Genomic DNA, 24,974 nt, shown 5'->3' with positions numbered 1-24,974 from the left:
AGGCACGGTGTGACCCCGCCCCGGCCCTCCCGTCCGTGACGCGGTCACCCGCACGGCCGCGGTGCACGGACCGGTGCACGGGGCGCGGTGTCCGGGCCGACGCGGGTGCCGAGTCGATCAGCGCGCCGGTGCGGCGACCGCGAAGACCCGCTGGTCGAGCGCGTCGACGACCGCTCCGACCGCCACCGCCAGGCGGCCCGCCGCCGAGCGCAGCGCGTCGGGTTCGGCAGGGTCCACACGTCCCAACGCGGTCCGCGCCGCCCGGAAGGCGCCGACCTCCTCGTCGACACAGGCCGGTGCGACGTCCGCCAGGCAGTCGTCCGCCCGGGCCGCGAGGAACGCGAGCGACCGCGGGCTGTGCACGTCGTGCAGCAGGAAGTGGGCGGCGTCCTGCGCCTCGACACCGTGGTGGTCACGCCCACGCCGGAAGGCCTCGCCCGCGCCGCACGCGCGCAGCGCCGTGCTCCACGACGCGGACGAGGACGCGTCCACCAACCTCGACGCCAGGAGCCGCGCCGTGAGGCCGCAGCGCAGCAGGGAGCGTCCGAGCGTGAAGAACTCCCACACCTCGTCACGACTGGCGTCCCCCTCGACGACCCCGACCGCCAGGGCACTCCGCTCGCGCACCCACCCGAGGAACTCGTGCGCGCGGTCGACGGCGACCTTGCGCGGCATCCGGGAGCGGGTGACGTCGAGGCAGTCCCAGAGCTCGGTGGACACGACCTCGCGGGCACGCCGGGCGTGGTCGCGAGCGACGCCCACCGCATGGGCGATCGACGCCGGCTCGTGCCGGTCGAGCGCGAGCGCGTCGACGGTGGCCGAGCGGTCCCCGGTGCGCGACGGCCCGTCGACGCCGACCACGCCGCCCAGCGCGGCTCCGACCGCACCGTCCTCGTCGGCGACGCCCGCGTCCGGCCGGACGACGTACACGTCGAGCATCCGCGCGACGACGTCGGCCCGTTCGACCGCGCTCCCGACGTGGAAGACGCTCCCCGCGAGTCGGCTCAGCACGTCGGCTCCTGCATGCGGCGAAGCTACCGAGCGGTCGTTGCGTCGGTGTTTCCGAACCGCGTCGCCGGTGTTGCGGACACCATCCGCCGCACGCGTTCACAGCACACTCGCTAGACAATCTAACTAGAGCGTCTAGCATTGTCCGCATGACGACCGAGGTGACGAACACCACCACGGGCTTCTGGTATGGCGCAGGTTCCAGGGTCGACGCGGTGGACGTACTGAACGCGCTCCGCAGGTACCGGAGCGCCGAGAGCGCTGCCCAACGCCGAGCCCGCGAAGCCCTGGGCATCGGCGAGAACGCCCTGCTGGCACTCCGGGTCCTGCTGGACGCCGAGTCCGAGGGCCGGTCCGTGAACGCCAAGGAACTCGCCGACCGACTCGAGATCACGCCGGCGTCCACGTCCGCCCTGGTCGACCGGCTCGTCCGGAGTGGGCACGTCGAGCGACACGCCGACCCGCACGACCGACGCGGCGTGATCCTCACCGCATCCGGTGGGTCGATGCGGCAGGTCCTGCAGGTGATCGACGAGCTCGACACCCGCGCGATCGAGGTCGCCGAGCACCTGCCGCCGACCGACATGGCGGTCGTCGTCGGGTTCCTCGAGGAGATGGCCCGCGTCGTCGACCACGACGAGCACGCTGCCGACACGGAGCGGTCCGCGTAGCCTCGTCCCATGCGCAGCGCTCCGGACGAGCCCGCCGGGGTGCCACCGCACACCCCCGAGGACGACATGCCCCTCGCGGAACTCGACGCACGCGCGCGGGCGGACGCCGCCCTCCGCCGGATCCGTGACGGCGCCGATCCTGCCCGCGAGGCGTTCGACCTGGCGAACACGATGAACGACGAGGCCGTCGGACGGCTCGGCGGAGCCATCCGACGGTGGCTCCGCCGGTCCTGACCCGCGGCTACTGCGCGTCGCGCCGGAAGGCCGTGCCGACCGCCGCGATGTCCTCCGCACCGTGCCCGGCCGCGCTCGCCTGGGCGTAGACCCGGTCGAGGGCGTCGAGGAGCGTCGTCGACACACCGGCGGACCGCGCCGCCTCCCCGATGAGTCCGATGTCCTTCCGCAGGCCGTCGAGCGCGAACTGCGGTGCGAGGTCGCCGCCGACCATGGCGGCGCCCTTCGTGTGCGCGTACGGCGAGTCACTGGCCGTGCCCTGGATCGCGTCGAGGAAGAGCTGCGGGTCGAGCCCGAGGCCCCGGGCGATCGCGAGCGACTGCCCGGTGGCGGCGGTGATCGATGCGATCCACGCGTTCGCCGCGAGCTTGAGGGCAGTACCGTCGCCGACGCGGTCCCCCGCGCGGACCGTCTTCGCCCCGATCGCGTCGAGCACCGGAACCACCCGGTCGAGCACGTCGGCCGGGCCGGCGGCGAGCATCGTCAGCGTGCCCTGTTCGGCCGGGCCCTTCGTGCCGAGCATCATCGCCTCGACGAGTGTGATGCCGTACTTCTCAGCGAGTTGCACCACGGTCTCGGTGCCCGCGACGCCGACCGTCGAGGCCTGCACCCACACGGCGCCCTCCGGAGCGTCACCGCCGGCGGCCTCGAGGACGTCGACGACCGCATCCGTGTCGAACAGCGTGAGGAGCACGACCTCGGCGTCGGCGACCGCCCCGGCGGCGGCGGTCGCGACGGTGGCCCCGTCGTCGGCGAGCGGTCGGGCCTTGTCCGCGTTGCGGTTCCAGACCGTCACGCGGTGCCCTCCGCGCAGCAGGGACCTCGCGACCCCCGCACCCATCGTCCCCGTACCCAGCACCGTCACGCGCACCAGCGTCTCCGTCCTGCGGTCGACACCCTGCCACCGCGGTGTCGACGCTACGCCCGCACCGGCCCGGTTCAGGACAGCCCACGCGCCGCGAGCCAGGGGGCGGGGTCGACGGGCGTCCCGCCGACGATGACCTCGAAGTGGAGGTGCGCTCCGGTCGAGATGCCCGTGCTGCCGACGGCGCCGAGCTGCTCGCCGGCCGCCAGGAACTGCCCGGGCACGACGTCGATCCGCGACAGGTGGCCGTACCGGGTCTGCGTGCCGTCAGGGTGCACGAGCAGGACCTGGTTGCCGTACCCACCGAGCGGACCCGCGGACACCACCCGCCCCGCGGTCACGGCGAGGACGGGCGTCCCCGCGGGTGCCGCGAAGTCGAGGCCACGGTGGTTCGTCGAGCACGCACCGCAGCCGGCGACCTGGCGACCACCGAAGCCGCCCGCCGTGGGGATCCGTCCGTCGACCGGTCGCACCACTGCGCCTCCGGTCGTGATGCGCGGCCCGCGGTGCAGGTCGTCCTGCGGTCGGCCGTGGACGGCGAAGTCGTCACGGGTCACCGTCACCGTGACGCCGGGTGCGGCTCGGTAGTGCTGCCCGTCCGGGGCGACGACCGACGTCGCGATCCCCGCCCCGGACCCGACGGGTCCGTCGACCGCGGCGGCCGGCGTCGAGACCGACACCACCAGGCAGGCCGCGAGGGCAGAGGCGGTGGCCGGCAGTGCCCGCGCCGGGAACGCGCCCTGACGAGCCTGCGCGGTCCGCGGGCGCGGCTGGCCGCCAGCAGCAGCTGGGGAGCGGTCGCGACGTCGACGCCGGGCGCGTGCAGGCCCGGGGCGGTCAGCAGCGGAGGCGGACGTCGGAACGGTGGACTGCAGGGTGGCGGGCACCCGCGAGGTGGGCAGCCGAGAGGTGGGCACCGGGACGGCGGGCGGGGGAACCGCCGCCCCGGTGGTCGGGCGACCGACGCGCGAGGCTCGCATGGCCTCGGCGTTCGCAGCACGTCGGGCCGCACCCCGGGGGCGCAGGGGCAGCGTGGTGCGATCGTCGGTCGTGGTCATCGTGTGGTCGTGGGTGTGTCGGCGTCGGTCGGGGGCGAGTTGGGGCCGTGGTGCGGCGGTGCGGTCCCGCCTCAACCGCGGACGATGCCGTCGCGGGTGATCCGTTCGAGCTCGCCGACGACGGCGTCCACGACCGCGCGGGTGATGGCGTCGGTCACCGCCTCGACCAGAGCGAGCTGGTCGGGCGCCACAGCGACCTGGCCCGGTGCCACGCCGACCCGGTGTGGGATCTCGTCGATCGCCGCGACCAGGGCTGCGGGTACGAGTGCGGACGCACGCGGCGACACCGGGGGCGTCATCGGCGACGTCGGAGCCGGTCGCGCCGGGGTCGGAGCTGCCGAGACCTGTGCCGCCGGGACCTGGGAACCGGACGCCGGACCCGTCGACGGCGGCACCGAGGGAGAGGAGGCGCGTCGGGAGATCGCGTCGAACACGGGCGTGGAGGACATGCTGCTTGCCTTCCGTTCAGTGGCTGGGCGGATCGTGTCGGGCGACCCGTGGGACTCGTGCTGATGCGCACGAGGACCATTCAACCACTGATATACAGCATGTGCAATAGCGCCGAGGATCAGTCCGGCTCGACCGCCTGCGTCGGGTCGTCGCGCCGCAGCACCTGCTTGACGCGCTCGACGATCGTCGCCGGCGGGTTGTTGTACGCGTTCGCGGGCTCCTGGCCGCTCAGCGCCTGGATGGCCGCCATCACCGCGTCGGTCGCATGACGCCGGGCACGACCGGACGACGCCTCACCGAAGTGCGACAGGTCCATCGGCTCGCCGAACTCGATCGTCACGCGCGCGAGCTTCGGGAAGCGGGACCCCACCGGCTGCACGTCCTGGGTACCCGTGAGCGCGACGGGGACGACCGGAGCGCCGCTCGTCAGCGCGAGCCAGGCCACCCCCGTCCGCCCTCGGTACAGGCGACCGTCCAGCGACCGGGTCCCCTCCGGGTAGATGGCGAAGGCCTCGCCCGCCCGCAACCGCTCGAGTCCGAGGTCGAGGGCCTGCTGGGCCGCAGCGCCGGCACCGCGCTCCACGCCGATGGCGCCGATGCCGCCGAAGAACGCCCGGGACAGGGCGCCGCGGAACCCCGTTCCGGTGAAGTACTCCTGCTTCGCGAGGAACGACACCTTACGCGGTGCCATGAGGGTGATCGCGGGCGAGTCGATGAACGACCGGTGGTTGCTCGCGAGGATCACCGCGCCGTGCTTCGGGACGTTCCTCCGGCCGACGATCCGCGGACGCCAGAGCAGCCGTGCGAGCGGCGTGACCACCGCACGGCTCATCGTGGTGGCGAACTTCGTCGATCCGGTCACCCGGGGCCTCCTCGTCGTGGGAGGTTCCGAGTGTACTGAGCGGCAGCCGCCGCACATTCCGCCTGCGGAATGCGTCTCAGTCGTGTGCCGCCACGACGTCGAGTACCGCCCGTCCGTACCGTTCGAGCTTGGCCCCGCCGACGCCTGAGATCTCGGCCAGCGCGTCCTCGTCCGCCGGCTTCACCGCCGCGATGCCCCGGAGGGTCGCGTCGTTGAAGACCACGTACGCGGGCACGCCCTGCTCGCGGGCCTGCGCGGCACGCCAGGCGCGCAGGGCCTCGAACAGGCCGAGCGCCTCCTGCGGCATGTCGGTGACGACCTGTCGACGTGCACGCGACGCCCGCGGCGCCTTCACGGGGTCACGCCGCATGAGCACCCGGGTGCGACCACTGAGGACCTCGGCGCTCGTCGGGCTCAGGACGACCGTGCCGAAGCCGTCGCCGGACACCGCTGCGTAGCCCTGCGCGAGGAGCTGCCGCGCGACCGCGCGCCACTCCCCCTCGCCCAGGTCGTTGCCGATGCCGAACGTGGCGAGGGAGTCGTGTCGGAGCTCCTGCACGCGGGGTGACTGCTTGCCGACGAGGATGTCGACGAGGTGGGCGACGCCGTACCGCTGGCCCCGCTCACGCTCGAGCCGGACGACGGTGGACAGGAACTTCTGGGCGGGCACGGTGCCGTCCCAGGGCTCGGGCGGCGCAATGCACGTGTCGCAGTTCCCGCACGCCGTGGACTCCTGCCCGAAGTAGGCGAGCAACCGGACGCGCCGGCACTCGATCGTCTCGCACAGCGCGAGCATGGCGTCCAGGTGCGCGCTGAGCTGCCGGCGGTGTGCCGCGTCACCCTCGGACTGGTCGATCATCCGCCGCTGCTGCACGACGTCGTTCAGCCCGTACGCCAACCACGCGGTCGAGGGCAGGCCGTCGCGCCCCGCACGGCCGGTCTCCTGGTAGTAGCCCTCGACCGACTTCGGCAGGTCGAGGTGGGCGACGAACCGGACGTCGGGCTTGTCGATGCCCATGCCGAAGGCGATCGTCGCGACCATGACGACGCCGTCCTCGCGCAGGAAGGTCGACTGGTTCCGCTCACGGACCCGTGCGTCGAGCCCGGCGTGGTACGGCAGCGCCGGGATCCCCTGGTCGGCGAGCGCGGCCGCGGTGCGCTCCACCGAGTTGCGCGACAGGCAGTACACGATGCCGGCGTCGCCGCTGTGCTCGGTCTTGATGAAGGTGAGGAGCTGCTGCAGCGCGCCCGTCTTCGGCTCGATGCGGTACTGGATGTTCGGCCGGTCGAAGTCGGCGACGAAGTGCGCGGCGTCGTCGAGGCCGAGCCGGCCGGAGATCTCGCGGTGGGTCTGCGGCGTCGCCGTGGCGGTCAGGGCGATGCGCGGCACCGTCGGCCAGCGCTCGTGCAGCACGCTCAGCTCGAGGTAGTCGGGCCGGAAGTCGTGCCCCCACTGGGCGACACAGTGGGCCTCGTCGATGGCGAAGAGCGCGATGCGCGCACGGTCGAGCAGCGATCGGGTGGACTCGAGTCGGAGCCGTTCGGGCGCGAGGTAGAGCATGTCGACCTCGCCCGAGACGACGGCTCGCTCGACCCGGGCACGCTCGTCGGGGCCCTGCGTCGAGTTGAGGAAGGCCGCCCGGACGCCGTTCGCGGCGAGGGCGTCGACCTGGTCCTGCATCAGGGCGATGAGCGGCGAGACGACCACCCCGACGCCGTCGCGCACGAGCGCCGGCACCTGGTAGCAGAGCGACTTGCCGCCACCGGTCGGCATGAGCACCAGGGCGTCGCCACCGGTCACGACCCGGTCGATGATCGCGGCCTGCTGCCCGCGGAAGTCGTCGTAGCCCCACACCCGGTGGAGCACGTCGAGCGCCGCCGCGCGCGAGGGCGACGGCGCCGGCGCGACGGAGGGCGCTGGCGTGGTACTCATGGCACGAGCCTACGGGCGACGGGCGACACCCGAGGCACTGTCCACAGGTGCGGCACCGTCGGTGCCGGCGCCCGGCGCGGAGCCCTCGGAACCGGCGGTGGCGACCGCACCGCCACCCGACGTGCGACCGGCCGACCCGGAGACGCGGGCCGGCGCGAGCGACCAGCTCGTGCCTCCCGGCCGGGTCCACTGCCGGCCACCGGCCCAGACCGGCGGGGTCCCGCGGAAGCGCGGAGCCTCGTGCCCCGGGAACCGGCGGTCGAGCCGGCGCCACCTGGCCAGCAGCTCGACCATGCTCCAGAACGCGAGCGACGTCCCGAACGAGAACACGAAGCTCTCGGGCGTGCTGTTCGACGAGTCGAGGTCGACCTTCGACCAGCCCGGCGCCTGCAGCACGAAGATCATGATGTTGTTGAAGGCGTGCTGCAGCACGGTGGCCTCCATGCCGCCGGTCCGGAGGACGATGATCGCCGCGACCAGACCGAACGAGCCGACGTCGAGGATGCCCCAGACGTTGTAGCCGTTCGCGATGTGCCCGGCCGCGAACAGGACGGTCGACACGGTCACGGCGACCACGACCCCGACGATCCGGACCGGGATCCACGACGCGATGGTCTGGACGAGGAACCCGCGGAAGACGTACTCCTCGGCCGCGCCCTGGAACGGCACGAGCAGCAGCACCATCACGATCGTCAGGGTCAGCATCCCCGGGGACACGGTCGACTGACCGATGGCGGCGTGGTCCCACCCGAAGCCGCCGTCGAACGTGAACATGCCCCAGGTCTGCAGCAGGAACATCGGGATCGCGATGACGATGGTGGGGAGCAGGCACCAGAGCGTCCAGCGCCAGCGCACCCGGAACCGCACCGACGACAGCGTGCCCGCCGGACCGATCCGGGCGATCTTGACCGCGAGCAGGACGCCCGGCAGCAGTACCACCAGCGAGACGAGCGTGAGCGACAGGATGAGCGGGTCGGTCGGGTCGAGGGCACCGCTGGCCAGGTCGTCCTGGAGACCGGTGACCCCGGTGACCCCCTGCGTCGCGCCGATCGGCACGAAGTACGCCACCGCGATCACGATCTGGGTGACGACGTACCACCCGACCAGGAACGCCAGGGCGACCAGCGGGCGCCACCAACGCCAGCGGCCATCGACACGGGGCAGGCGGTGGTACGGAACGCTCACCCTCGGGAGGGTACCGGGCCGGGCAGGATGGGAGCCGTGCTCACCGTCCTCCTCGCACTGACCGGCGCGGTCGTCTACGGTGCCGCGGACTTCCTCGGCGGGCTCGCAGCCCGGACGACCCGTGCCGTGGCCGTCGCGGCGGCGGCGGCCGCCGTCGGCCTGCTGCCGTTGCTCGTCGGTGCACTCGTCGTGGGCGCGGTCTTCTCGGGTCCGGCCGTGCTGGTCGGCGCCGCCGCCGGCGTCTCCGGGTCGGTGGCGGTGCTGCTGCTCTACCGCGCACTCGCCGTCGGACCGATGAGCGTGCTCTCGCCGCTGACCGCGGTGTTCGCGGCAGTCACCCCGGTCGTCGTCGCGCTGGTGGGCGGGACGGTGCTGTCGGTCCCCGCCTGGGCCGCGCTCGTCGTGGCGGTGCTCGCGGTGGTCCTGGTGGCGGCCGTGCGCGAACCGTCCGGTGCCCGGGTCACGGTGGGCGGCGTCGTGACGGCGGCCGTGGCCGGATGCGGCTTCGGCGGGATCGTGCTGGCGTACGACGCGGTGCCGGAGGACGCCGGGGTCGCGTCGCTCCTGGTCGCGCGGGTGGTGCAGGCGGTGCTGCTCGGGACCGTGGCGGTCGTGGTGGCGCTCCGGCCGGGAGGCACGACGGACCCCGTCACGCCGGCCCACCCCGTGCTCACTGCCGCTCCCACCGTGCGGCGGTCGGCGCGGTGGTCACCACGGCTGGTGGTGACGGTCGCCGCGTGCGGTGTGCTCGACGCGCTCGCGAACGCGTGCATCCAGGCGGCACTGCACCTCGGACGGAGCGACGCGGCGCTCCCCGTGGTGAGCGTCCTCAACGCGCTCTACCCGGTCGGGACGGTCGTGCTCGCCGGGATCGTGCTGCGCGAGCGGCTCACCGCGGTGCAGTGGACGGGGATCGTGCTGGCGTTCGGTGCCTCGGTCGGGTTGGCGCTGGCCTAGGGTGTCCGGCTCCGTCGGTCGTCGACGACGAGGCGCTTGCCGAGCGAGACCGCGCGGTCCTCGGCGTACCCGAGCGAGGCGTAGAAGCCGAGCACCTGCTCGTTGCCCTCGCGCACCTGCACGTTGACCTTCGGGCAACCGCGCGCCCGGAGCAGGCGCTCGAACTCGGCCATGAAGGCCCGGCCGAGTCCGGAGCCCTGCTGGTCGGGGCGCACGGCGAGGTAGTTGACCCAGCCGCGGTGTCCGTCGTAGCCCGCCATGCCGGCACCCACGATCCCGAGGGCCGGGGCCGTGCTCGGGTGCATCCCGCTCGGGCCGGTTGCGTTCGGCCCGGTTGCGCTCGGGTCGGCTGTGCTCGCGTCGACCTCGGCGACCAGGAACAGCTCGGGCTGCTCCGCGACCTTGCGGGCGATGTCGCGGTACGGGTCGTTCCACGGTCGCAGCAGTCCGCACGTGTCCCACAGGGCGACGACCGCCTCGGTGTCGTCGGGACGGAACGGACGGAACACCGGGGTCATGCGAGCACGCTACCGGGAGCCGTGGGCATCCACAGGCGGTGAGGACTCGTCAGCACGACGACACCGTGGTCTGATAGACCTGTCCGACCACCCCATCCGGATCAGGAGCACCGTGACCGCACACGACACCGTCGAGACGCGTGGGTCCTCGCGTCCCGACGACGACTCGCGGCCCCCGCGGCGCCCCCGTCGTCGCCAGACCGTCGGCGGGGCACTCGTCGCACTCCTCGCCGAGCTGCTCATCATCGCCGGGGCCGGGACGGGTCTGTACGTGGCGTGGACCGCCTGGTGGACGGACGTGGTCGCCGTGAACGAGCAGACGAAGCTCGTCGACGACCTGGGCCAGCGTGCGGCGCCCAAGGTCGAGGGGTCCGAGCACCGTGGCGAAGCGCCCGTGCTCGCCGAGCCGCCGGACCTCACCGCCGTGTTCGGCACGATGCAGATCCCGCGGTTCGGTGCCGACTACCTGCGCCCGATCGGTGAGGGCACCGACCGTGAGCGGGTGCTCAACACGATCGGCCTCGGCCACTACCAGGACACCGCGATGCCCGGGGCCGAGGGCAACTTCGCCGTCGCCGGTCACCGTGTCACCTACGGCAAGCCGCTCAACCAGATCGCCGAGCTGAAGACCGACGACGCGATCGTCGTCCGGGTGACGGACGAGGCGACGGACTTCGACGTCTGGTACGTCTACAAGGTCACGGACTCCCAGATCGTCACGCCGGACAAGATCGAGACGATCGCCCCCGTGCCGAACCAGCCGGGCGTCACGCCGACCGCCGACGACCGCTGGCTGACCCTCACCGCCTGCCACCCGATGTGGTCCGCGAAGGAGCGGTACGTGACCCACGCCAAGCTCGACTACTGGATGCCCGCGTCGGAGGGCACCCCGAAGGAACTCTCGGAGACGCCGAAGTGATCTTCCCGTTCGTCTGGCGGGTCCTGCCGGGCCCCGTCGCCCTGAAGGTCCTCGAGCTCCTCGTGCTGCTCGCCGTGATCGTCTACGCCCTCTTCACCTGGGTCTTCCCGTGGATCGCTGCAGACATCCTGCCGCCGCCCGACGGAACGGTCGACGTGTCGCCGTCACCCTGACCGACCGGTCCGTCGCGCCGACCGGTCCGTCGCTCCGGTCGGTCCGTCGCTCCGGTCGGTCGTTGCGGTCGCTCCGGTCCGTCGTCCGGCGGTCAGACGGTGGTCGTCACCCGTGACCCGCCGTCGGGAGCCCTGCGGACGGCGATCCGTTCCGGGATGCGCTGCTTGAGCTCCTCGACGTGGCTGACGATGCCGACCTGCCGCCCGCCCGCCGTCAGTCGGGCGAGCTGCCCGATGACGTCGTCGAGGGTCTCCGGGTCGAGGGTGCCGAACCCCTCGTCGACGAACAGCGTCCCGAGGGACACCCCGCCCGCCTCGGCCTGCACGACGTCGGCGAGCCCGAGCGCCAGGCACAGCGAGACGGTGAACGTCTCGCCGCCGGACAGGCTGCCGGGCGCGCGACGGGTGTCCGTGGTGTGGTCGTGCACCGCGAGGGCGAGCCCCGTGCGCCGTGCTCGCGACCCCGCTTCGCGCTCGTCGGAGGTCTCGAGCGTGAAGCGCCCGGCGAGCATCCCGCGCAGCCGGTCGTTGGCGGCGGCGACGACGTCCTCGAACCGGCGCATGAGCACGTAGGTCCCGAGGGTGATGCCGGTCGGGTTCACCGTCGCGACGCCGTTCGCCACGTCCGCGAGCCGGACGACCGCGCGGCTGCGCGCCGAGGTGTCGTCACGCGCCCGCACCGCCCGAGCGAGCTCGGCGGCGCACCGGTCGGCCGACGCGGCGCGGTCCGCAGCGGACACCGCGGCGCGGGTCGCGGCATCGGCGGTCTCGACCGCAGCGGCGTGGGCCGCGCGGGCGGCGTCGAGGTCGAGGTCCGCATCGGCCTCCGCGGCGGCGGCGACCACGGCGGGTTCCGCCAGCCCGGCGTCCACGACGGCACGTTCACGTTCGGCCGTCTCGACCGCGGTCCGGAGCGCAGCGGCCTCGTGCGGGGTCAGGGCCGCGGCACGAGCGGCCCCGAGGGTGTCGAAGTCCTGGTCGGCCAGGGCACGAGCGAGCTCCGCCGCACGTTCCTCCACGGCCTGTGCCGCCGCGACGGACCGGTCGTCCGCCGCGATCACGGCGCCTGCTCGCGCGATCAGCCCGTCGAGCTCCTGGACGGCGTCGTGCAGCGATGCCGGGCCCGGCGAGCCCGTACCGGAGGAGTCGACCGACCACGGGTCGACCACGAGCGCCGTGGCCCGCTCGAGGGCGGTCGCCACCGCGTCGGCGTCCTGCTCCAGTCGGTCGGCCTCGGCTGCGCCCGTGGCCAGCAGCACGGCGTGCTCGGCCTGCACGGTGTTGTGCTCACCCTCGAGCGCCCGGGTCTCCTCGTCGTGGGCGGACCGGCGCTGCTCGACCTCGGCGACCCGAGCAGCGGCGGCGCGTGCCGCCCGGACCCGTTCGGCGGCCGCCGTGGTCTGCTCGGCGAGCGCGTCGACGTCCGTGTCACCGACGGCGGCCGCGAGCCGGTCGAGCGTGGCCCGTTCGACCGCGAGCGCCGTCGCGGCATCGGCCAGCGCGTGCTCGGCCGCTCGCGCCGCGGCAGCGGCGGCGTCGACGGCGTCGGCACCCGGGTGGTCGGCCTGGGGCAGGGCGACGTCCGGGTGCTCGGCCGCGCCGCAGACGGGGCACGGGTCACCGGGACGGAGGGCGGCGCCGAGCTCGCCCGCCAGTCCGGCGATCCGGCGAGCGCGGAGCGTCTGCTCCGTCCGCAGGAGTTCCTCGGCCCGGAGGCGGCGCTCGGCCACGACCTGCTCGGCCCGGGCGACGGCGACGGTCGCTGCGTCTCGCGCGTCGAGGTCGGACCGGAGCCGCGCGAGCCGCTCGACCTCGACCCGGGCGGGTTCGGCGTCCCCCGCTGCCGTCGCCGCGCTGCGGGCCTCCTCGACCAGGGCAGCCCGCTCGGCGGGACGGGCCTCGAGCCGCCGGTCGAGCTCGGCGCGGCGGGCGACGAGTCGCTCCGCTCGGGCCGCGGCGTCCGTGATGGCGCGGCGCCGACCGGGCAACGCGGCCTCGACCGCGACGAGGTGGCGGACCGCCCCGGCGCAGGCGACGAGGTCGGCACGACGGGCGGGCACGTCGCCGTCGGTCGGGACTCCCGACCGGACACGGAGGTCGTGCGCGGTGCGGGCGGCCTCGTCCCCGCGCGCCCGAGCCGCGTCGAGCCCGTCGGCGGTCGCCGTGACCCGGGCTGCTCGTTCGGCGAGACCGAGTCGTTCCCGCGCCGCCGTGACCGACTCCGCACCGTCGTCGAGCTGCTGGCGGCGTTCGAGCAACGCCGCCCGACGGACGCGGGCGGTGCGTCGCGCGGCCACGTCCTGCTCGTGCGCACGGGCTCGCTCGGCCGTCGCGACCGCTTCGGCTCGCCGGGCAGCGGTCTCGGTGGCGAGTGCCCGGAGGGTGCCGAGGGTGTCCGGCACGGACTGCTCGTCCGGCTCGTCGACCCCGGCGGCCTGGCCGAACCGGCTCAACGCGTCGCGGACCCGGGCGTCCGCCGCGTCGACCTCGGCCTGGACCGCCCGCCGGCGCGCGGCGAGCTCGTCGGCGGTGCGGTCGTAGACCTGCGTGCCGAAGAGGGACTGCAGGAGCTTCCGGCGCTCCTCGCCCGGGGAGCGCAGGAACCGGGCGAACTCCCCCTGCGGCAGCACGACCGTCTGCAGGAACTGGGCGCGGTCGAGCCCGACGATCCGAGCGACCTCGAGCCCGATCTCGGGGATCCGCGAGGACACCGGCTCCCCCACGGCGTCCGTCGGGTGGGCGAGCCGGAAGAGCTGGGCGGACGCCTGCTGTCGGACGGTCCCCTGGCCGCGCTGCTTCGGGCGGTCGTACTGCGGGGTGCGACGGACCCGGTACACGCCGGCGCCCGTCTCGAAGACGAGCTCGACGAAGGGCTCGACCCCGGGGTCCGCGTGCTGGCTGTGCAGACGGTCGTGCGTCGACCCCTCGCCCGCCAGACCGCCGTACAGCGCGAACACCACCGCGTCGATGATGGTCGACTTGCCGGAGCCGGTCGGGCCCTCGAGCAGGAAGACCCCGGACGCGGCGAGCGCGGCGAAGTCGATCGTGACCAGGCCTGGGTAGGGCCCGATCGCGCGGAGCTCGAGACGGTGCAGGTACATCAACGCCCCCGGTCGTCGTGCATCGCGAGGGCGGCTGCCTCGTACGCCTCGGTCAGGACCGCACGGTCGTCGTCGCTCGGGGCGGCTCCGGTGGCGAACGCGACGAAGTCGGCGGCCACCTCGACGGGGTCGGACGTCGCCGTCACCGTGCGTGCCGCTGCGCGCTCGGGTCGGTCGGCTGGCTCGTGCGTGATCGCGAGCGCGTGCGGGAATTGCTCCTTCACCCGGGCGTACATGCGCTCGGGGTGCACCGTGTCGGTCACGGCGACCCGGACCCAGGCGTCCGCATCCGAGCGGTGCGCGCCGGACTCGATCGCGTCGATCGTGGCGCGGACGTCGACGAGGCGGCGGGGCACGGGCGCGGGGACCGTCTCCACCGCGACCGCGCCGTCGGCGGCGAGGTCGACGATGGTCACGCTCTTGCGATGGTGCCGTTCCCCGAACGAGAACGCCAACGGCGACCCGGCGTAACGGATCCGGTCGTCGGTACCGACGCGCTGCGGGCCGTGCAGGTGCCCGAGGGCGACGTAGTCGACCCCGTCGAACACCGAGGCGGAGACCATGTCGACCCCGCCCACCCGGATGTCCTGTTCGCTGTCGCTCGGTTCGGCACCGCCGACGAACGCGTGCGCGACGACGACACTGCGGGTCCCCGGTCGGGCGGCGAGGTCGGCACGGATCCGCTCCATCGCGGCCCCCACGACCGCCTGGTGCGACCGGGCGAGCGGTTCGTCGGGGACGGCCGCGAGCGCGTAGCGCGTCAGGTCCGGGTGCAGGTACGGGATGCCGTGCACCGCGACCGGCCCGTGGTCGTCGGCGAGGAGCACGGGTGTGCCGATGCCCGCGGGCTCGGCCAGGATGCGCACGCGGTCGTGCATGATGCCGGCGCCGAAGCCGAGACGCGCCGCCGAGTCGTGGTTGCCGGGCGTGAGCACCACCGTCGCGGTCTCGGCCAGACGCTCGAGTGTGCGGGAGAGGATCCGGACGGCGTCGACCGGTGGGATCGCGCGATCGTAGACGTCGCCCGCGATCACGACGAGGTCGACGGCCCTGGTGCGGACGGTGTCCACGAGGAAGTCCGTGAAGGCCGCCTGGTGCTCGAGCAGGTCCGCGCCGAGCAGGGTCCGGCCGAGGTGCCAGTCGCCCGTGTGCAGGATCCGCATGCCGCCACGGTAGCGGCGGCCGCGGACATCACCGGCATGCCTCCCCCGAGGTGTGGAGAACGCGGATCGGCCCTCCCCACTGTTGGGGGTGTCTCAATCGTTGAGATACTAGTTCCATTGATCCTGACCGGTTCCGCCGCGTCCCGTCGATCGCCGCCGCGGTCACCACCCGAGAAGAGCCCCGTGCCGGACACCTCCCCCGCCCTCCCGCCGTCGACCCTGGCGCCCCTGACCCCGGCATCGCTGACCCCGGCATCGCTGACATCGGCGGTCCCGGCCCTGCCGCCGGCACCCGTCTCCCCCGACGTCGAGGTGCCCGACCTGCCCGTCGGCACGGCCGAGCCGGGGCTCGCCCGCCTGATGGAGGCCTTCCGGACCCTGCAGCTCCGGCACGCCCGCGTCCTCGCTCACGAGAGCGCCACGCACGGTCTCGGCGTGACCGACACCCGCTTCCTGCTGCACCTGGCCGCGGCGGACGACCAGGCCACCACGCCCAAGCGGGCCGGGGAGCTCCTCGAACTGAGCACCGGCGCGACGACCTCGCTGCTCGACCGGCTCGAGCGGCACGGACACCTCGAGCGCCGCCCGAACCCCGGCGACCGACGGAGCATCCTCGTGCACCTCACGCCCTCGGGCGCCGCGGTCGCACGCGCGATCGTGTCCGCGTACGCGGACGCCTTCAGCGAGGCCGTGGCACCGGCCGAGCGCGCCGGCGTGGCCGTCGCGTTCGAGCAGATCGGCGCGGCACTCGACCGGCGGCCCAGGGCAGCGGCGGCGGGCTGACGCACGGGGCGCGTAGCGTCGGCGCCATGACCCCAGCGGAACTCCTCACCGAAGCGTTCTCCCGCGTGCCCGAGACCGTCGCACGCGCCCTCGACGGCCTGTCCGCGGACCAGCTCGCCACGCGGCCGGCCGCCGGCGCGAACACGCTGGCCTGGCTGGCCTGGCACACCGCCCGCGGCCAGGACGCGCAGGTCGCGGACCTGGCCGGCACCGAGCAGGTCTGGACCGTCGACGGATGGGTCGAGCGGTTCGGCCTGCCCTTCCCCGCAGAGGCGCTCGGCTACGGCATGTCCCGCGACGACGTCGGGCGCGTGCGGGCGTCCGCCGACCTGCTGAACGGGTACCTGCGAGCGGTCCACGAGCGCACCGTGGCGTACCTCGCGACGCTCGGCGACGACGACCTCGACCCCGTGGTCGACGACTCCTGGGACCCGCCCGTGACGCGCGGGGCCCGGCTCGTCAGCATCCTCGACGACTGCACGCAGCACGCCGGCCAGGCCGGCTACGTGCGGGGGCTGCTCTTCTTCTCGCGCTGAGCGCGTCGCACCGGACGACGGACGGGAGGCGCGGTACCGGCCGGCACCGCGCCTCCCGTCCGACGCGTGGTCCGGCGACACGGTCCCACCGGCGAGACACGGTTCCACCGGCGGGACACCGCTCCGTCACCGGGACACCGCGGGATGCGGCGGCTCGGCGCGCCGGGGTCGTCGCACGACGACGCCCCCGTCCCGCCGGACAGGCGGGACGGGGGCGTCGTCGGTCTGGTCGCGACTAGCGGGCGGCGAGCTCCGCCACGATGCCGTCACCGGGGGCGGCGTCGACGAGGTCCGCCTCGATCTCCGCGTTCTCGAGGATGCCCTCGATCTTGCGGCGACGGCCACGCGGCACGAGGGTCACGACGGTGCCCTCCTTGCCGGCACGACCCGTCCGACCCGAGCGGTGCAGGTACGCCTTGTAGTCGTCCGGTGCGTCGGCCTGCACGACGAGCGACACGTCGTCGACGTGGATGCCGCGCGCGGCGACGTCGGTCGCCACGAGGACGTTCACCCGGCCGCTCGTGAGGAGCTGCAGGTTGCGCGTGCGGCGCGACTGGTTGAGGTCACCGTGGAGCGAGGTCGCACGGATGCCGGCGTCCTCGAACTGGTCGGCGAGGCGCTCCGCGTAGGCACGGGTGCGGGCGAAGACGATGGTCTTGCCGTCTCCGGCGACGAGCTCCTCGAGCACGCGGTCCTTCTGGCGCTGCTCGACGACCAGGACGCGGTGGTCGATCGTCGAGGAGGCCTGGTCCTCGCCGGCGACCTCGTGGACGCTCGGCTCGTGCAGGAACTCCGACACGAGCGACGCGACCTGGGCGTCGAGCGTGGCGCTGAACAGGAGCTTCTGGGCGCGGTCGCCGTGCGGGGTGACCTCGGCCGTCGCGGAGAGGATCTCGCGCACCGGCTCGAGGAACCCGAGGTCGCACATGTGGTCGGCCTCGTCGAGCACGGAGACGACGACCTCGCTGAGGTCGAGCTTCCCCTTGTTCATGAGGTCCTGCACCCGGCCCGGCGTGCCGACGATGATGTCGACGCCACGCTCGAGGGCGCCCTCCTGGCGACCGTAGGGCACACCGCCGTAGATCTGGGTGGTGAAGAGCCCCACCGAGCGGGCGATGGGCTGCACCGTGCGGTCGATCTGCAGGGCGAGCTCGCGGGTCGGGGCGAGGATGAGCGCACGCGGCGCGCGGCCCATCTTGCGCTTGGTGCCGCCGCCGTGCTCCATGAGCTTCTCGACGAGGGGCGCACCGAACGCGATGGTCTTGCCGGAACCGGTGCGGCCGCGACCGAGGACGTCCTTGCCCGCGAGCACGTCGGGGATCGTGGCCGCCTGGATCGGGAACGGGCTGGTCGCGCCCATCTCGGCGAGGGTGCGCGAGATGTTGCCGCCGATGCCGAGGTCGGCGAAGGTCACGCCCTCGACGTCGGCAGCGACGGTCGCCTCGGCCTGGAGCTTCTCGAGCTTGACGTCGTCCGCGGGGACGTAGGCCGGACGCGAGTCGTCGCGGTCGCGGCGGGGGGCGCGGTCCTCGTCGAACGAGCGACGCTGCGGGCGGTCGTCACGGTCGAAGCGGCGGGCACCGCGGTCGTCATCGCGACGCGGGGCACGATCGTCACGGTCGAAGCGACGCTGCGGGCGGTCGTCACGGTCGAAGCGGCGGGCACCGCGGTCGTCATCGCGACGCGGGGCACGATCGTCACGGTCGAAGCGACGCGGCGCACGGTCATCACGGTCGAAACGGCGGGCACCGCGGTCGTCATCGCGACGCGGGGCACGATCGTCACGGTCGAAGCGACGCGGCGCACGGTCATCACGGTCGAAACGGCGGGCACCGCGGTCGTCGTCACGACGCGGGGCACGGTCATCACGGTCGAAACGGCGCGGCGCACGGTCGTCGTCACGACGCGGCGCACGGTCGTCACGGTCGAACCGGCGCGGCGCACGGTCGTCACGGTCGAAGCCGCGTCCACCACGGTCGCGGTCGTACCCGCGCCCACCACGGTCGTCGCGGCGCTGGCCGCCGTCGCGCGGCTCCCAGTTCGGGCGCGCGGGGCGCTCGCCCTGCGCGGAACGCCCACGGCGCTCCTCGGCGTCCCAGCGCTGCTTCTGGCGAGGCTGCGACGGGTCGGCGGCGCGGAAGCCGCGGTGCTTGCTGCTGCGGGCGGCGGGGGTGCCGTTCGCGTGGCGGACTCGGTCGTCGGCACGCTGACGCGCGCCCTTGTCGTACGGGGCCATTGCTACTTTCCGGGGTGCAGACGTCCCACAGGGCCCGACAGCGACTTCGGCGGGGGCTCTTCAGCGGGGAGGGGGTTCTTCCCGTCGCGGATCGACGTGAATCCAGCCCTCGAGCGCACACACACCCAGAACGATCTCCGCGGTCACGATGCCGCGGTGCCGAAGGCCGACCGAGAGAGTCTACGTGACATCGGTCGCCGGGGCCAGCCCCGGATCGGACGGGAGGCGCGGCACGGTCCGCGGGCGCGCCTCCCGTCCGCTCGTGGTCGGCTCAGGACTCGGCGAGCCGCCGGCGCTGCTCGGCCACGTCGAAGTCGGCCGCGGGCCAGGTGAGCTGCATGTCCTCGAGCGCGCGGAGCAGGAGCTGCTGCACGGCCAGCCGGGCGTACCACTTGCGGTTCGCGGGCACGACGTACCAGGGCGCGCGAGCGGTCGAGGTGCGGTCGAAGACCGTCTGGTAGGCGGCCTGGTACTCGTCCCACAGCAGGCGCTCGTCGATGTCGCCCGGGTTGAACTTCCAGTGCTTGTCGGGGCGGTCCAGTCGGTCGCCGAGGCGCTCGCGCTGCTCGTCCTTCGAGATGTGGAGCATGACCTTGACGATCGTGGTGCCCTCGGCGACGAGGCGGTCCTCGAAGTCGACGATCGCGCCGTAGCGACGCTCGATCTCCTCGGGCGGGGCGAACGAGCGGACCTTCTGGATCAGGACGTCCTCGTAGTGGGAGCGGTCGAAGACCCCGAGCTGCCCTGCCGCGGGGAGCTGCCGTTCGACGCGCCAGAGGAAGTCGTGCGCTCGTTCCTCGTCCGTGGGGGCCTTGAAGCCCGCGTAGTGGACGCCGTTCGGGTCCACCGCGCCGACGACGTGGGAGACGATGCCGCCCTTGCCCGCGGTGTCCATGGCCTGCAGCACGAGGAGCACACGGCGCTGGTCGCCGGCGGTGCTCGCGGCGTACAGGCGCTCCTGCAGGGCGGCGAGCCGGTCCGCGCCGGCGGCGAGCGACTCGAGCCCGTCGATCTTGCGACCGGGGAAGCCCGGGGTGCCGTCCGGGTCGACGCGGTCGAGGCGGAAGCCCCGCTCGACGCGGAGCAGCGGTTCGGGGTCGGTGTTCCAGGCCTTGCGACGGCTCACGGGTCCTCCTGCGGGTCTCGCGCCCATCCTGGCACCCGCACGGGCGACGGGGCCGGCGTTCTCGGTGCCGTGCGCTTCCGGGCGGTTCCGGGCGTACCTCGCGGGATCGGGCGTACTCGCGCGGGTTCGCGCGTCCGGCGGTTCCGGGCGAGATCGGGCGTACCTGGCGGGATCGGGCGTACTCGAGCGGGTTCGGTTCCGGGCGAGATCGGGCGTACCTGGCTGGATCGGGCGTACCTGGTCGGCCGGTTCGACCCGGCACGCCCGGTTCCACCTGGCATCGCGTCCGTCATGGGAAGGAACGGGCAGGGGCGGACGCACCGGTCACCCGGCACCGGGCACCGGCTCGACCGCTGGGAGGCCGCTCGTCCGGACGGCGGACGCGACACCGAGCGGGCCGGGTTAGCGTGGTCGTCGATGAGGTCCGGACGTCGAACACTGCTCGCGCTCCTGGCCGCGTGCGCGACGCTCGGGTCGCTCGTCTCGTGCGCCGGGGCGCCGGCGGGCGACCGGAACGACGTCGTGACCGCCGATCCCGTGATCTACCCGCTCTCCCTGCGCTACCCGGGCATCGACGTCGTCGCGGACGTGCCGTACGGGGCGGAGGACCTGCAGCGACTCGACGTCTGCCTGCCCCCGGACAGTGCACCGGACACGACCGCGACCCCGACGCCGACGACCGCTCCGTCGGACGGGTCCGGCGGAGCCGAACCGGACGGCGACCGCCCCAGAGGTGGGCGCCCCGCCGTCATGATGATCCACGGTGGGAGCTGGTCGCACGGCGACAAGGCCACCGCCGCCTACCGCGCGGTGTGCCAGTACCTGGCGTCCGAGGGCTTCGTCACGGTGAACGTCGACTACCGCCTCGCTCCGACCGACCCCTTCCCCGCGGGCCTCGACGACACGCGGCGGGCGCTCGACTGGGTGTTCCGTCCGTCGACCCTCGAGACGTACGACATCGACCCGGACCGGGTGGGACTCTTCGGCGGGAGCGCCGGGGGGAACCTCGCCGCCATGCTCGCCGTCACCGACCACGAGTCCGCCGGGTGGGCCGCGGGCGACCGGGTGCGTGCCGTGGTGGACCTGAGCGGACCGACCGACCTGACCACGCGGTCGACCGAGCCGGACGGGGTGTCGGCGTCGTTCCAGCGCAAGCAGCTGCTCTACCTCGGCTGCCGGAGCTACGCCGACTGTCCGGCGGCACGGCAGGCGTCACCGGAGTACCACGTCACCGAGGAGACGCCGCCGTTCTTCGTCGGACACTCCACCGACGAGTTCATCCCGCTGTGGGAGTCGCAGGACTTCGTCGCGACGCTGCGGGAGCACGACGTGCCGGTGACGTTCGTCGCGGTCGAGGGGACGGCGCACTCGATCGCGCAGCTCGACCGGGCGATGAGCGAGCGCGTGGTCGCGTTCCTGCGCGACCGACTGCGCTGACCGCGACGCTCCGGACCGGCGTGCCCCGAGCGGGTGCCACCCGGATTCGGGTGTGCGGGGGTCGGCGCGGACCACGAGACTCCAGTGTGTGACCGACACCACGACCCGCTCCGCGCGCCCCACCGCCGAGTGGCCGGCCCGGACCTCCGTCCGGACGTACGCGGAGCTCCTGCTCGGGTTGTCGTTCACCGCGGCCGTGGCCTTCGGCGGCTACTCCGCAGCGACCGGGCACATGGCCATCGCCGCCCAGGGTGCCGCAGTGGTGTTCCTCGTCACGCTGACCTGCGTGGTCGTCTCGTGGTTCCGCGAGGTCGACGCCGAGGAGGCCGGCAGCCGCGACTGACCGGCGCCGACGCACGACCGCGCCCGCTCCGACCTACTCGGTCACAGCAGCCTGCTCCGCACGGGACCCGTCCGCCGCGTCCTGGTCCTTCGCCGCCCGACGGTCCGCACGACGCTCGAAGAACCCCTCGACGACGGCGTAGAGCGCCGGCAGCACCACGAGCGTCAGCACCGTGGACGACACCAGACCGCCGATCACCACGAGGGCGAGCGGCTGCGAGATGAACCCGGACTTGCCCGTGAGGCCCATCGCCATCGGCAGCAGCGCGAAGATCGTCGCCAGCGCCGTCATGAGGATCGGGCGGAGTCGCCGGGTGGCACCCTCGATCAGCGCCTCGCGCACCCGCAGCCCGCGTCGGCGGTACTGGTTCACGAGGTCGATGAGGACGATCGCGTTCGTCACCACGATGCCGACGAGCATGAGCAGACCGATGAGCGACGCCACGCCGAGCGGGATGCCCGTGACGATCTGCAGCAGCAGCGCACCGGTCGCTGCGAACGGGATCGACATGAGCAGCATGACCGGCTGGCGCAGGCTGCGGAACGTCGCGACCATGATCACGTAGACGATGAGGACCGCGACCAGGACGGCGAGCAGCAGCTGGCTGAACGCCGACGACTGGCTCGATGCGACACCGCCGATCGACGCCGATGCACCGCGCGGCAGGTCGAGGTCGTCCACGGCCTTGGTCACGTTCTGCACCGCCTGACCCAGGTTCGTCGAGTCCGGCGTCACCGTGATGGTCGCCGTGCGGACGGCGTCCGAGGTCGTGATCGTCGTCGGGCCGTCGGACTGCTCCACCGTCGCGACGTCGGAGAGCGGGACCTCGCCGTTCGCGGTGGGGATCGACAACGACCTGAGCGCGTCGATCGTGGTCGGCGGCTCGGGGTCGGCGATGTACACGTCGAGGGTCGCGTCGTCGATCTCGACGCTGCCGGTGTCGCGCGGCGAGACCGCGGCGGCGACGATCCCGCCGACCTGCGTCTCGGTGAGCCCGCGCTCGGCGGCCTTGCTCCGGTCGACCTCGACGGCCAGGTAGGGCTCGGCGGCGGACAGGTTGCTCGTCGCCCCGGTCGTGCCGTCGACGTCCCGCATCTCGTCGAGCACCTGCCGGGCGGCCGTCTGGAGCGCGGCCTGCGTCGGCGCGGTGACGTCGACCTCGATGTCGCTCGAACCACCGAAGCCGCCGCCGGCCGACGACAGGCTGACCTCGCCGACGCCGTCGATGTCCGCGATGCGGTCGCGGGCGGTCGACTGGATCGTCGTCTGGTCGGCACCGGCGTCGGTGGTGACGTTGTACTGGACGGAGGCCGAGGCCCCGCCGCCGAAGGCCGCCTGGATCGACTGCCCGCTCGACCCGATGGTGGTCTGCACGGTCTCGACGCCGGACACACCGCGGAGGACGCGCTCGACCTTCCGTGCGGCGTCCGACTGGTCGTCGAGGCTGGTCCCCGGTTCGAGGTCCTGCGTCACCGTGAAGGTGTTCTGCCCCGAGTCGCCGAGGTAGTTCGTCTTGACGAGCGGCACCGCCGCGGCGGTGCCACCGAGCACGAGCAGGGCCAGCACGAGGACGAGGGCCGGACGCCCGACCGCCCAGCGGAGGACGGGCAGGTAGCCCCGACGCAGCCGGTCGGACGTGCCGGCGTCGTGCAGGTCGTCGGCCGATGCCAGGGCGCCCGTGGACGCCGAGCCGGCGGACACCGGCTCCGTGCCGCCCGCCGCGTGGCCCGCGTGGCGGTGGGTCTTCGGGGCCCGGAGCCACCAGTACGCGAGCACGGGGACGATCGTCAGCGAGACGAACAGCGACGCGATCAGGGCCATGGTGACCGTGAGCGCGAACGGCCGGAACAGCTCGCCGACGAGCTCGGCGACGAACGCCACCGGCAGGAACACCGCCACGGTGGTGAGCGTCGACGCGGTGACGGCCCCCGCGACCTCGTGCACCGCGTCGAGCACCGCCCGACCGCGGTCCACCCCGGGCTGCAGGTGCCGCTTGATGTTCTCGATGACCACGATGGAGTCGTCCACCACGCGCCCGATCGCGATCGTGAGCGCGGCGAGCGTGATGATGTTGAGCGTGTAGCCCGCGGCCTGCATGCCGATCGCAGCGAGCAGCACGGACGTCGGGATCGAGATCGCGGTGACGAGCGTCGACCGCCACGACAGCAGGAACACCAGGATCACGACGACGGCGAACCCGAGTCCGAGCAGTCCTTCCTCGGCCAGGGAGTCGATCGACTGCTGGATGTACGGCGCCTGGTCGAACACCACCGTGAACTGCGGGTCACCGGCGACCTTCGCCTCGATGCCGGGCAGTGCGGCCTTCACCGTCTCGGAGACGTCGACGGTGTTCGCCTCCTGTGTCTTCGTGATGGCGATCGTGAGCGCGGTCTTGCCGTCGACGCGGCTGATCGACGTCCGCGGCGACTCCTCGATCTCGACGGTCGCGACGTCGCCGAGCGACGTCGGCGTGGAGGCCGTGCTCGCGGTCGTCCCCCCGGTCGCTGCGCCGTCGGCGCCGGTCTGCCCCGCGGCGGAGCCGCCGGCGGTCCCGTCACCGGAGCCGCCCGTCCCGCCGGTCGCCGCACCCGTGCTGCCCGGAGCGCCCGCGGCGGCACCGGCCCCCGTACCCGAGCCAGAGCCAGAGGACGAGGACGCCCCGGAGCCGTTCGACGCCGTGAGCGGCAGCCCACGGATGTCGTTGAGGGACGCGATGCGCTGCCCCGTCTGCACCGACAGCGTCTTGCCGTCCTGGGTGATGGTGCCGCCCGGGATGAGCGTGCCGTTGTCGTCGAGGGCGTCTGAGATCGACTGGGTGGTGAGCCCGCGGGCCGCGAGCTCGTCGGTGTCCGGCGTGATCACCACGCGTCGACCCGGGTTGCCGAAGACGTCGGCCTGGCGCACCCCGTCGAGCTTCTCGAGGTCGGGCACCGCCGTCGCGTTCAACCGGTCGACGAGCTGCTCCTGGTTGCCCGACGCGGTGACCGCGAGCTGCAGCACGGGCAGGTCGTCGAAGGACCCGGTGACGATCTGCGTCTGCACGGTGTCGGGCAGCGACAGGGCGTTCACGGCGGTCTGGATCTTGTCCTCGGCGCTCGCGAGGTTCGAACCGTAGTCGAACGAGGCGGACACGACGCTCTGCCCGGTCGACGACGTCGCGGTCGTCGACTCGAGGTTCGGGACCACCTGGATCGCCTGCTCGATCTTCGTCGAGACGTCGTTCGACACGACCTCCGGCGTCGCCCCGGGGTAGGCGCTGACGATCGCCACCTGGGGGAACTGGACGCTGGGGATCAGCTCCTGCTTGAGGTTCGTCAGCGCGACACCGCCGAACACCGCCACGACGATCGTGACGAGCGCGATGAGGGCCCGGTTGCGGAGGCTGAAGACCGAGAGGAGGTGCACGACGACGATCC

General features: G+C 73.4%; 22 protein-coding genes. 9 read left to right on the top strand and 13 right to left on the bottom strand.

Going from position 1 to position 24,974, the window contains the following annotated elements; translation table 11 throughout:
* Positions 1-117: 117 nt before the first annotated feature.
* Positions 118-1,011: an alpha-E domain-containing protein gene (locus DEJ22_RS02840; protein ID WP_111226671.1), complete on the bottom strand. Its 894-nt coding sequence runs from the start codon at positions 1,009-1,011 to the stop codon at positions 118-120.
* Between the two features lie 146 nt (positions 1,012-1,157).
* On the opposite strand from DEJ22_RS02840, the gene DEJ22_RS02835 reads away from it, so the two are divergent.
* Both DEJ22_RS02835 and DEJ22_RS02830 read left to right on the top strand, forming a co-directional pair.
* Positions 1,158-1,679 (top strand): MarR family winged helix-turn-helix transcriptional regulator, encoded by a 522-nt coding sequence (locus DEJ22_RS02835; RefSeq protein WP_111226672.1) that lies wholly within the window; start codon positions 1,158-1,160, stop codon positions 1,677-1,679.
* Positions 1,680-1,688: 9 nt separating this feature from the next.
* Positions 1,689-1,913: a hypothetical protein gene (locus tag DEJ22_RS02830; protein ID WP_111226673.1), complete on the top strand. Its 225-nt coding sequence runs from the start codon at positions 1,689-1,691 to the stop codon at positions 1,911-1,913.
* 7 nt (positions 1,914-1,920) lie between these two features.
* On the opposite strand, the gene DEJ22_RS02825 is transcribed toward DEJ22_RS02830, so the two are convergent.
* From DEJ22_RS02825 to DEJ22_RS02800, 6 genes are all read right to left on the bottom strand, one after another.
* On the bottom strand, positions 1,921-2,778 hold the full coding sequence (locus DEJ22_RS02825; protein ID WP_220033757.1) for an NAD(P)-dependent oxidoreductase: 858 nt from the start codon (positions 2,776-2,778) through the stop codon (positions 1,921-1,923).
* Between the two features lie 74 nt (positions 2,779-2,852).
* Positions 2,853-3,836, bottom strand: a complete 984-nt coding sequence (locus tag DEJ22_RS02820; RefSeq protein ID WP_220033758.1) for a M23 family metallopeptidase — start codon at positions 3,834-3,836, stop codon at positions 2,853-2,855.
* A 71-nt stretch (positions 3,837-3,907) separates the two neighbouring features.
* Positions 3,908-4,285, bottom strand: a complete 378-nt coding sequence (locus tag DEJ22_RS02815) for a hypothetical protein (protein ID WP_111226674.1) — start codon at positions 4,283-4,285, stop codon at positions 3,908-3,910.
* Between the two features lie 119 nt (positions 4,286-4,404).
* Complete coding sequence (locus DEJ22_RS02810; protein WP_258379605.1) at positions 4,405-5,118, bottom strand: lysophospholipid acyltransferase family protein; 714 nt, start codon at positions 5,116-5,118, stop codon at positions 4,405-4,407.
* 106 nt (positions 5,119-5,224) lie between these two features.
* Entirely contained in the window at positions 5,225-7,081 is a 1,857-nt protein-coding gene (gene recQ / locus DEJ22_RS02805) for a DNA helicase RecQ (RefSeq protein WP_111226676.1), read from the bottom strand.
* Positions 7,082-7,090: 9 nt separating this feature from the next.
* Positions 7,091-8,266, bottom strand: a complete 1,176-nt coding sequence (locus DEJ22_RS02800; RefSeq protein WP_111226677.1) for a CPBP family intramembrane glutamic endopeptidase — start codon at positions 8,264-8,266, stop codon at positions 7,091-7,093.
* Between the two features lie 36 nt (positions 8,267-8,302).
* On the opposite strand from DEJ22_RS02800, the gene DEJ22_RS02795 reads away from it, so the two are divergent.
* Entirely contained in the window at positions 8,303-9,223 is a 921-nt protein-coding gene (locus DEJ22_RS02795; protein ID WP_146241713.1) for an EamA family transporter, read from the top strand.
* Here DEJ22_RS02795 and DEJ22_RS02790 read toward each other — a convergent pair.
* On the bottom strand, positions 9,220-9,741 hold the full coding sequence (locus tag DEJ22_RS02790; protein ID WP_111226679.1) for a GNAT family N-acetyltransferase: 522 nt from the start codon (positions 9,739-9,741) through the stop codon (positions 9,220-9,222). The two genes, DEJ22_RS02795 and DEJ22_RS02790, sit on opposite strands and share 4 nt — an antisense overlap.
* A 112-nt stretch (positions 9,742-9,853) precedes the next feature.
* Between DEJ22_RS02790 and DEJ22_RS02785 the strand changes: the two genes are divergently transcribed.
* Positions 9,854-10,660 carry a class E sortase gene (locus DEJ22_RS02785; RefSeq protein ID WP_111226680.1) on the top strand — a complete coding sequence of 269 codons (807 nt, stop codon included), beginning with the start codon at positions 9,854-9,856 and terminating at the stop codon, positions 10,658-10,660.
* Positions 10,657-10,833 carry a hypothetical protein gene (locus DEJ22_RS02780; RefSeq protein ID WP_181430760.1) on the top strand — a complete coding sequence of 59 codons (177 nt, stop codon included), beginning with the start codon at positions 10,657-10,659 and terminating at the stop codon, positions 10,831-10,833. Before DEJ22_RS02785 ends, DEJ22_RS02780 begins: the two co-directional genes overlap by 4 nt.
* A 92-nt stretch (positions 10,834-10,925) precedes the next feature.
* Here DEJ22_RS02780 and DEJ22_RS02775 read toward each other — a convergent pair whose 3' ends face one another.
* Together DEJ22_RS02775 and DEJ22_RS02770 are read right to left on the bottom strand one after the other, a co-directional pair.
* Positions 10,926-13,934 carry an AAA family ATPase gene (locus DEJ22_RS02775; RefSeq protein WP_111226681.1) on the bottom strand — a complete coding sequence of 1,003 codons (3,009 nt, stop codon included), beginning with the start codon at positions 13,932-13,934 and terminating at the stop codon, positions 10,926-10,928.
* The gene (locus DEJ22_RS02770) at positions 13,934-15,097 is read right to left on the bottom strand and encodes a metallophosphoesterase family protein (RefSeq protein WP_111226682.1); all 1,164 of its coding nucleotides are present in this window, start codon (positions 15,095-15,097) and stop codon (positions 13,934-13,936) included. The genes DEJ22_RS02775 and DEJ22_RS02770 overlap by 1 nt, the downstream gene beginning before the upstream one ends.
* Before the next feature lie 183 nt (positions 15,098-15,280).
* Between DEJ22_RS02770 and DEJ22_RS02765 the strand changes: the two genes are divergently transcribed.
* A complete protein-coding gene (locus DEJ22_RS02765) occupies positions 15,281-15,880 on the top strand; it encodes a MarR family winged helix-turn-helix transcriptional regulator (protein ID WP_220033759.1) in 600 nt (199 codons plus the stop codon).
* A 26-nt stretch (positions 15,881-15,906) separates the two neighbouring features.
* A complete protein-coding gene (locus DEJ22_RS02760; RefSeq protein ID WP_111226683.1) occupies positions 15,907-16,416 on the top strand; it encodes a mycothiol transferase in 510 nt (169 codons plus the stop codon).
* 235 nt (positions 16,417-16,651) lie between these two features.
* Here the strand turns inward: DEJ22_RS02760 and DEJ22_RS02755 are convergent, their stop codons facing one another.
* Together DEJ22_RS02755 and DEJ22_RS02750 are read right to left on the bottom strand one after the other, a co-directional pair.
* Positions 16,652-18,652: a DEAD/DEAH box helicase gene (locus tag DEJ22_RS02755; protein ID WP_284174775.1), complete on the bottom strand. Its 2,001-nt coding sequence runs from the start codon at positions 18,650-18,652 to the stop codon at positions 16,652-16,654.
* A gap of 271 nt (positions 18,653-18,923) precedes the next feature.
* A complete protein-coding gene (locus tag DEJ22_RS02750; RefSeq protein ID WP_111226685.1) occupies positions 18,924-19,805 on the bottom strand; it encodes a PPK2 family polyphosphate kinase in 882 nt (293 codons plus the stop codon).
* 390 nt (positions 19,806-20,195) lie between these two features.
* On the opposite strand from DEJ22_RS02750, the gene DEJ22_RS02745 reads away from it, so the two are divergent.
* Complete coding sequence (locus DEJ22_RS02745) at positions 20,196-21,215, top strand: alpha/beta hydrolase (protein ID WP_181430719.1); 1,020 nt, start codon at positions 20,196-20,198, stop codon at positions 21,213-21,215.
* Positions 21,216-21,303: 88 nt separating this feature from the next.
* Positions 21,304-21,558 carry a hypothetical protein gene (locus tag DEJ22_RS02740; protein ID WP_111226687.1) on the top strand — a complete coding sequence of 85 codons (255 nt, stop codon included), beginning with the start codon at positions 21,304-21,306 and terminating at the stop codon, positions 21,556-21,558.
* Positions 21,559-21,591: 33 nt separating this feature from the next.
* Here DEJ22_RS02740 and DEJ22_RS02735 read toward each other — a convergent pair whose 3' ends face one another.
* The gene (locus DEJ22_RS02735; RefSeq protein WP_111226688.1) at positions 21,592-24,963 is read right to left on the bottom strand and encodes an efflux RND transporter permease subunit; all 3,372 of its coding nucleotides are present in this window, start codon (positions 24,961-24,963) and stop codon (positions 21,592-21,594) included.
* Between the last annotated feature and the right edge of the window lie 11 nt (positions 24,964-24,974).

This window comes from Curtobacterium sp. MCSS17_007 (assembly GCF_003234175.2).
Classification (GTDB): Bacteria; Actinomycetota; Actinomycetes; order Actinomycetales; family Microbacteriaceae; genus Curtobacterium.
The sequence above is the reverse complement of the archived record's forward strand: the minus strand, read 5'-3'. Positions and strand labels throughout refer to the sequence as shown.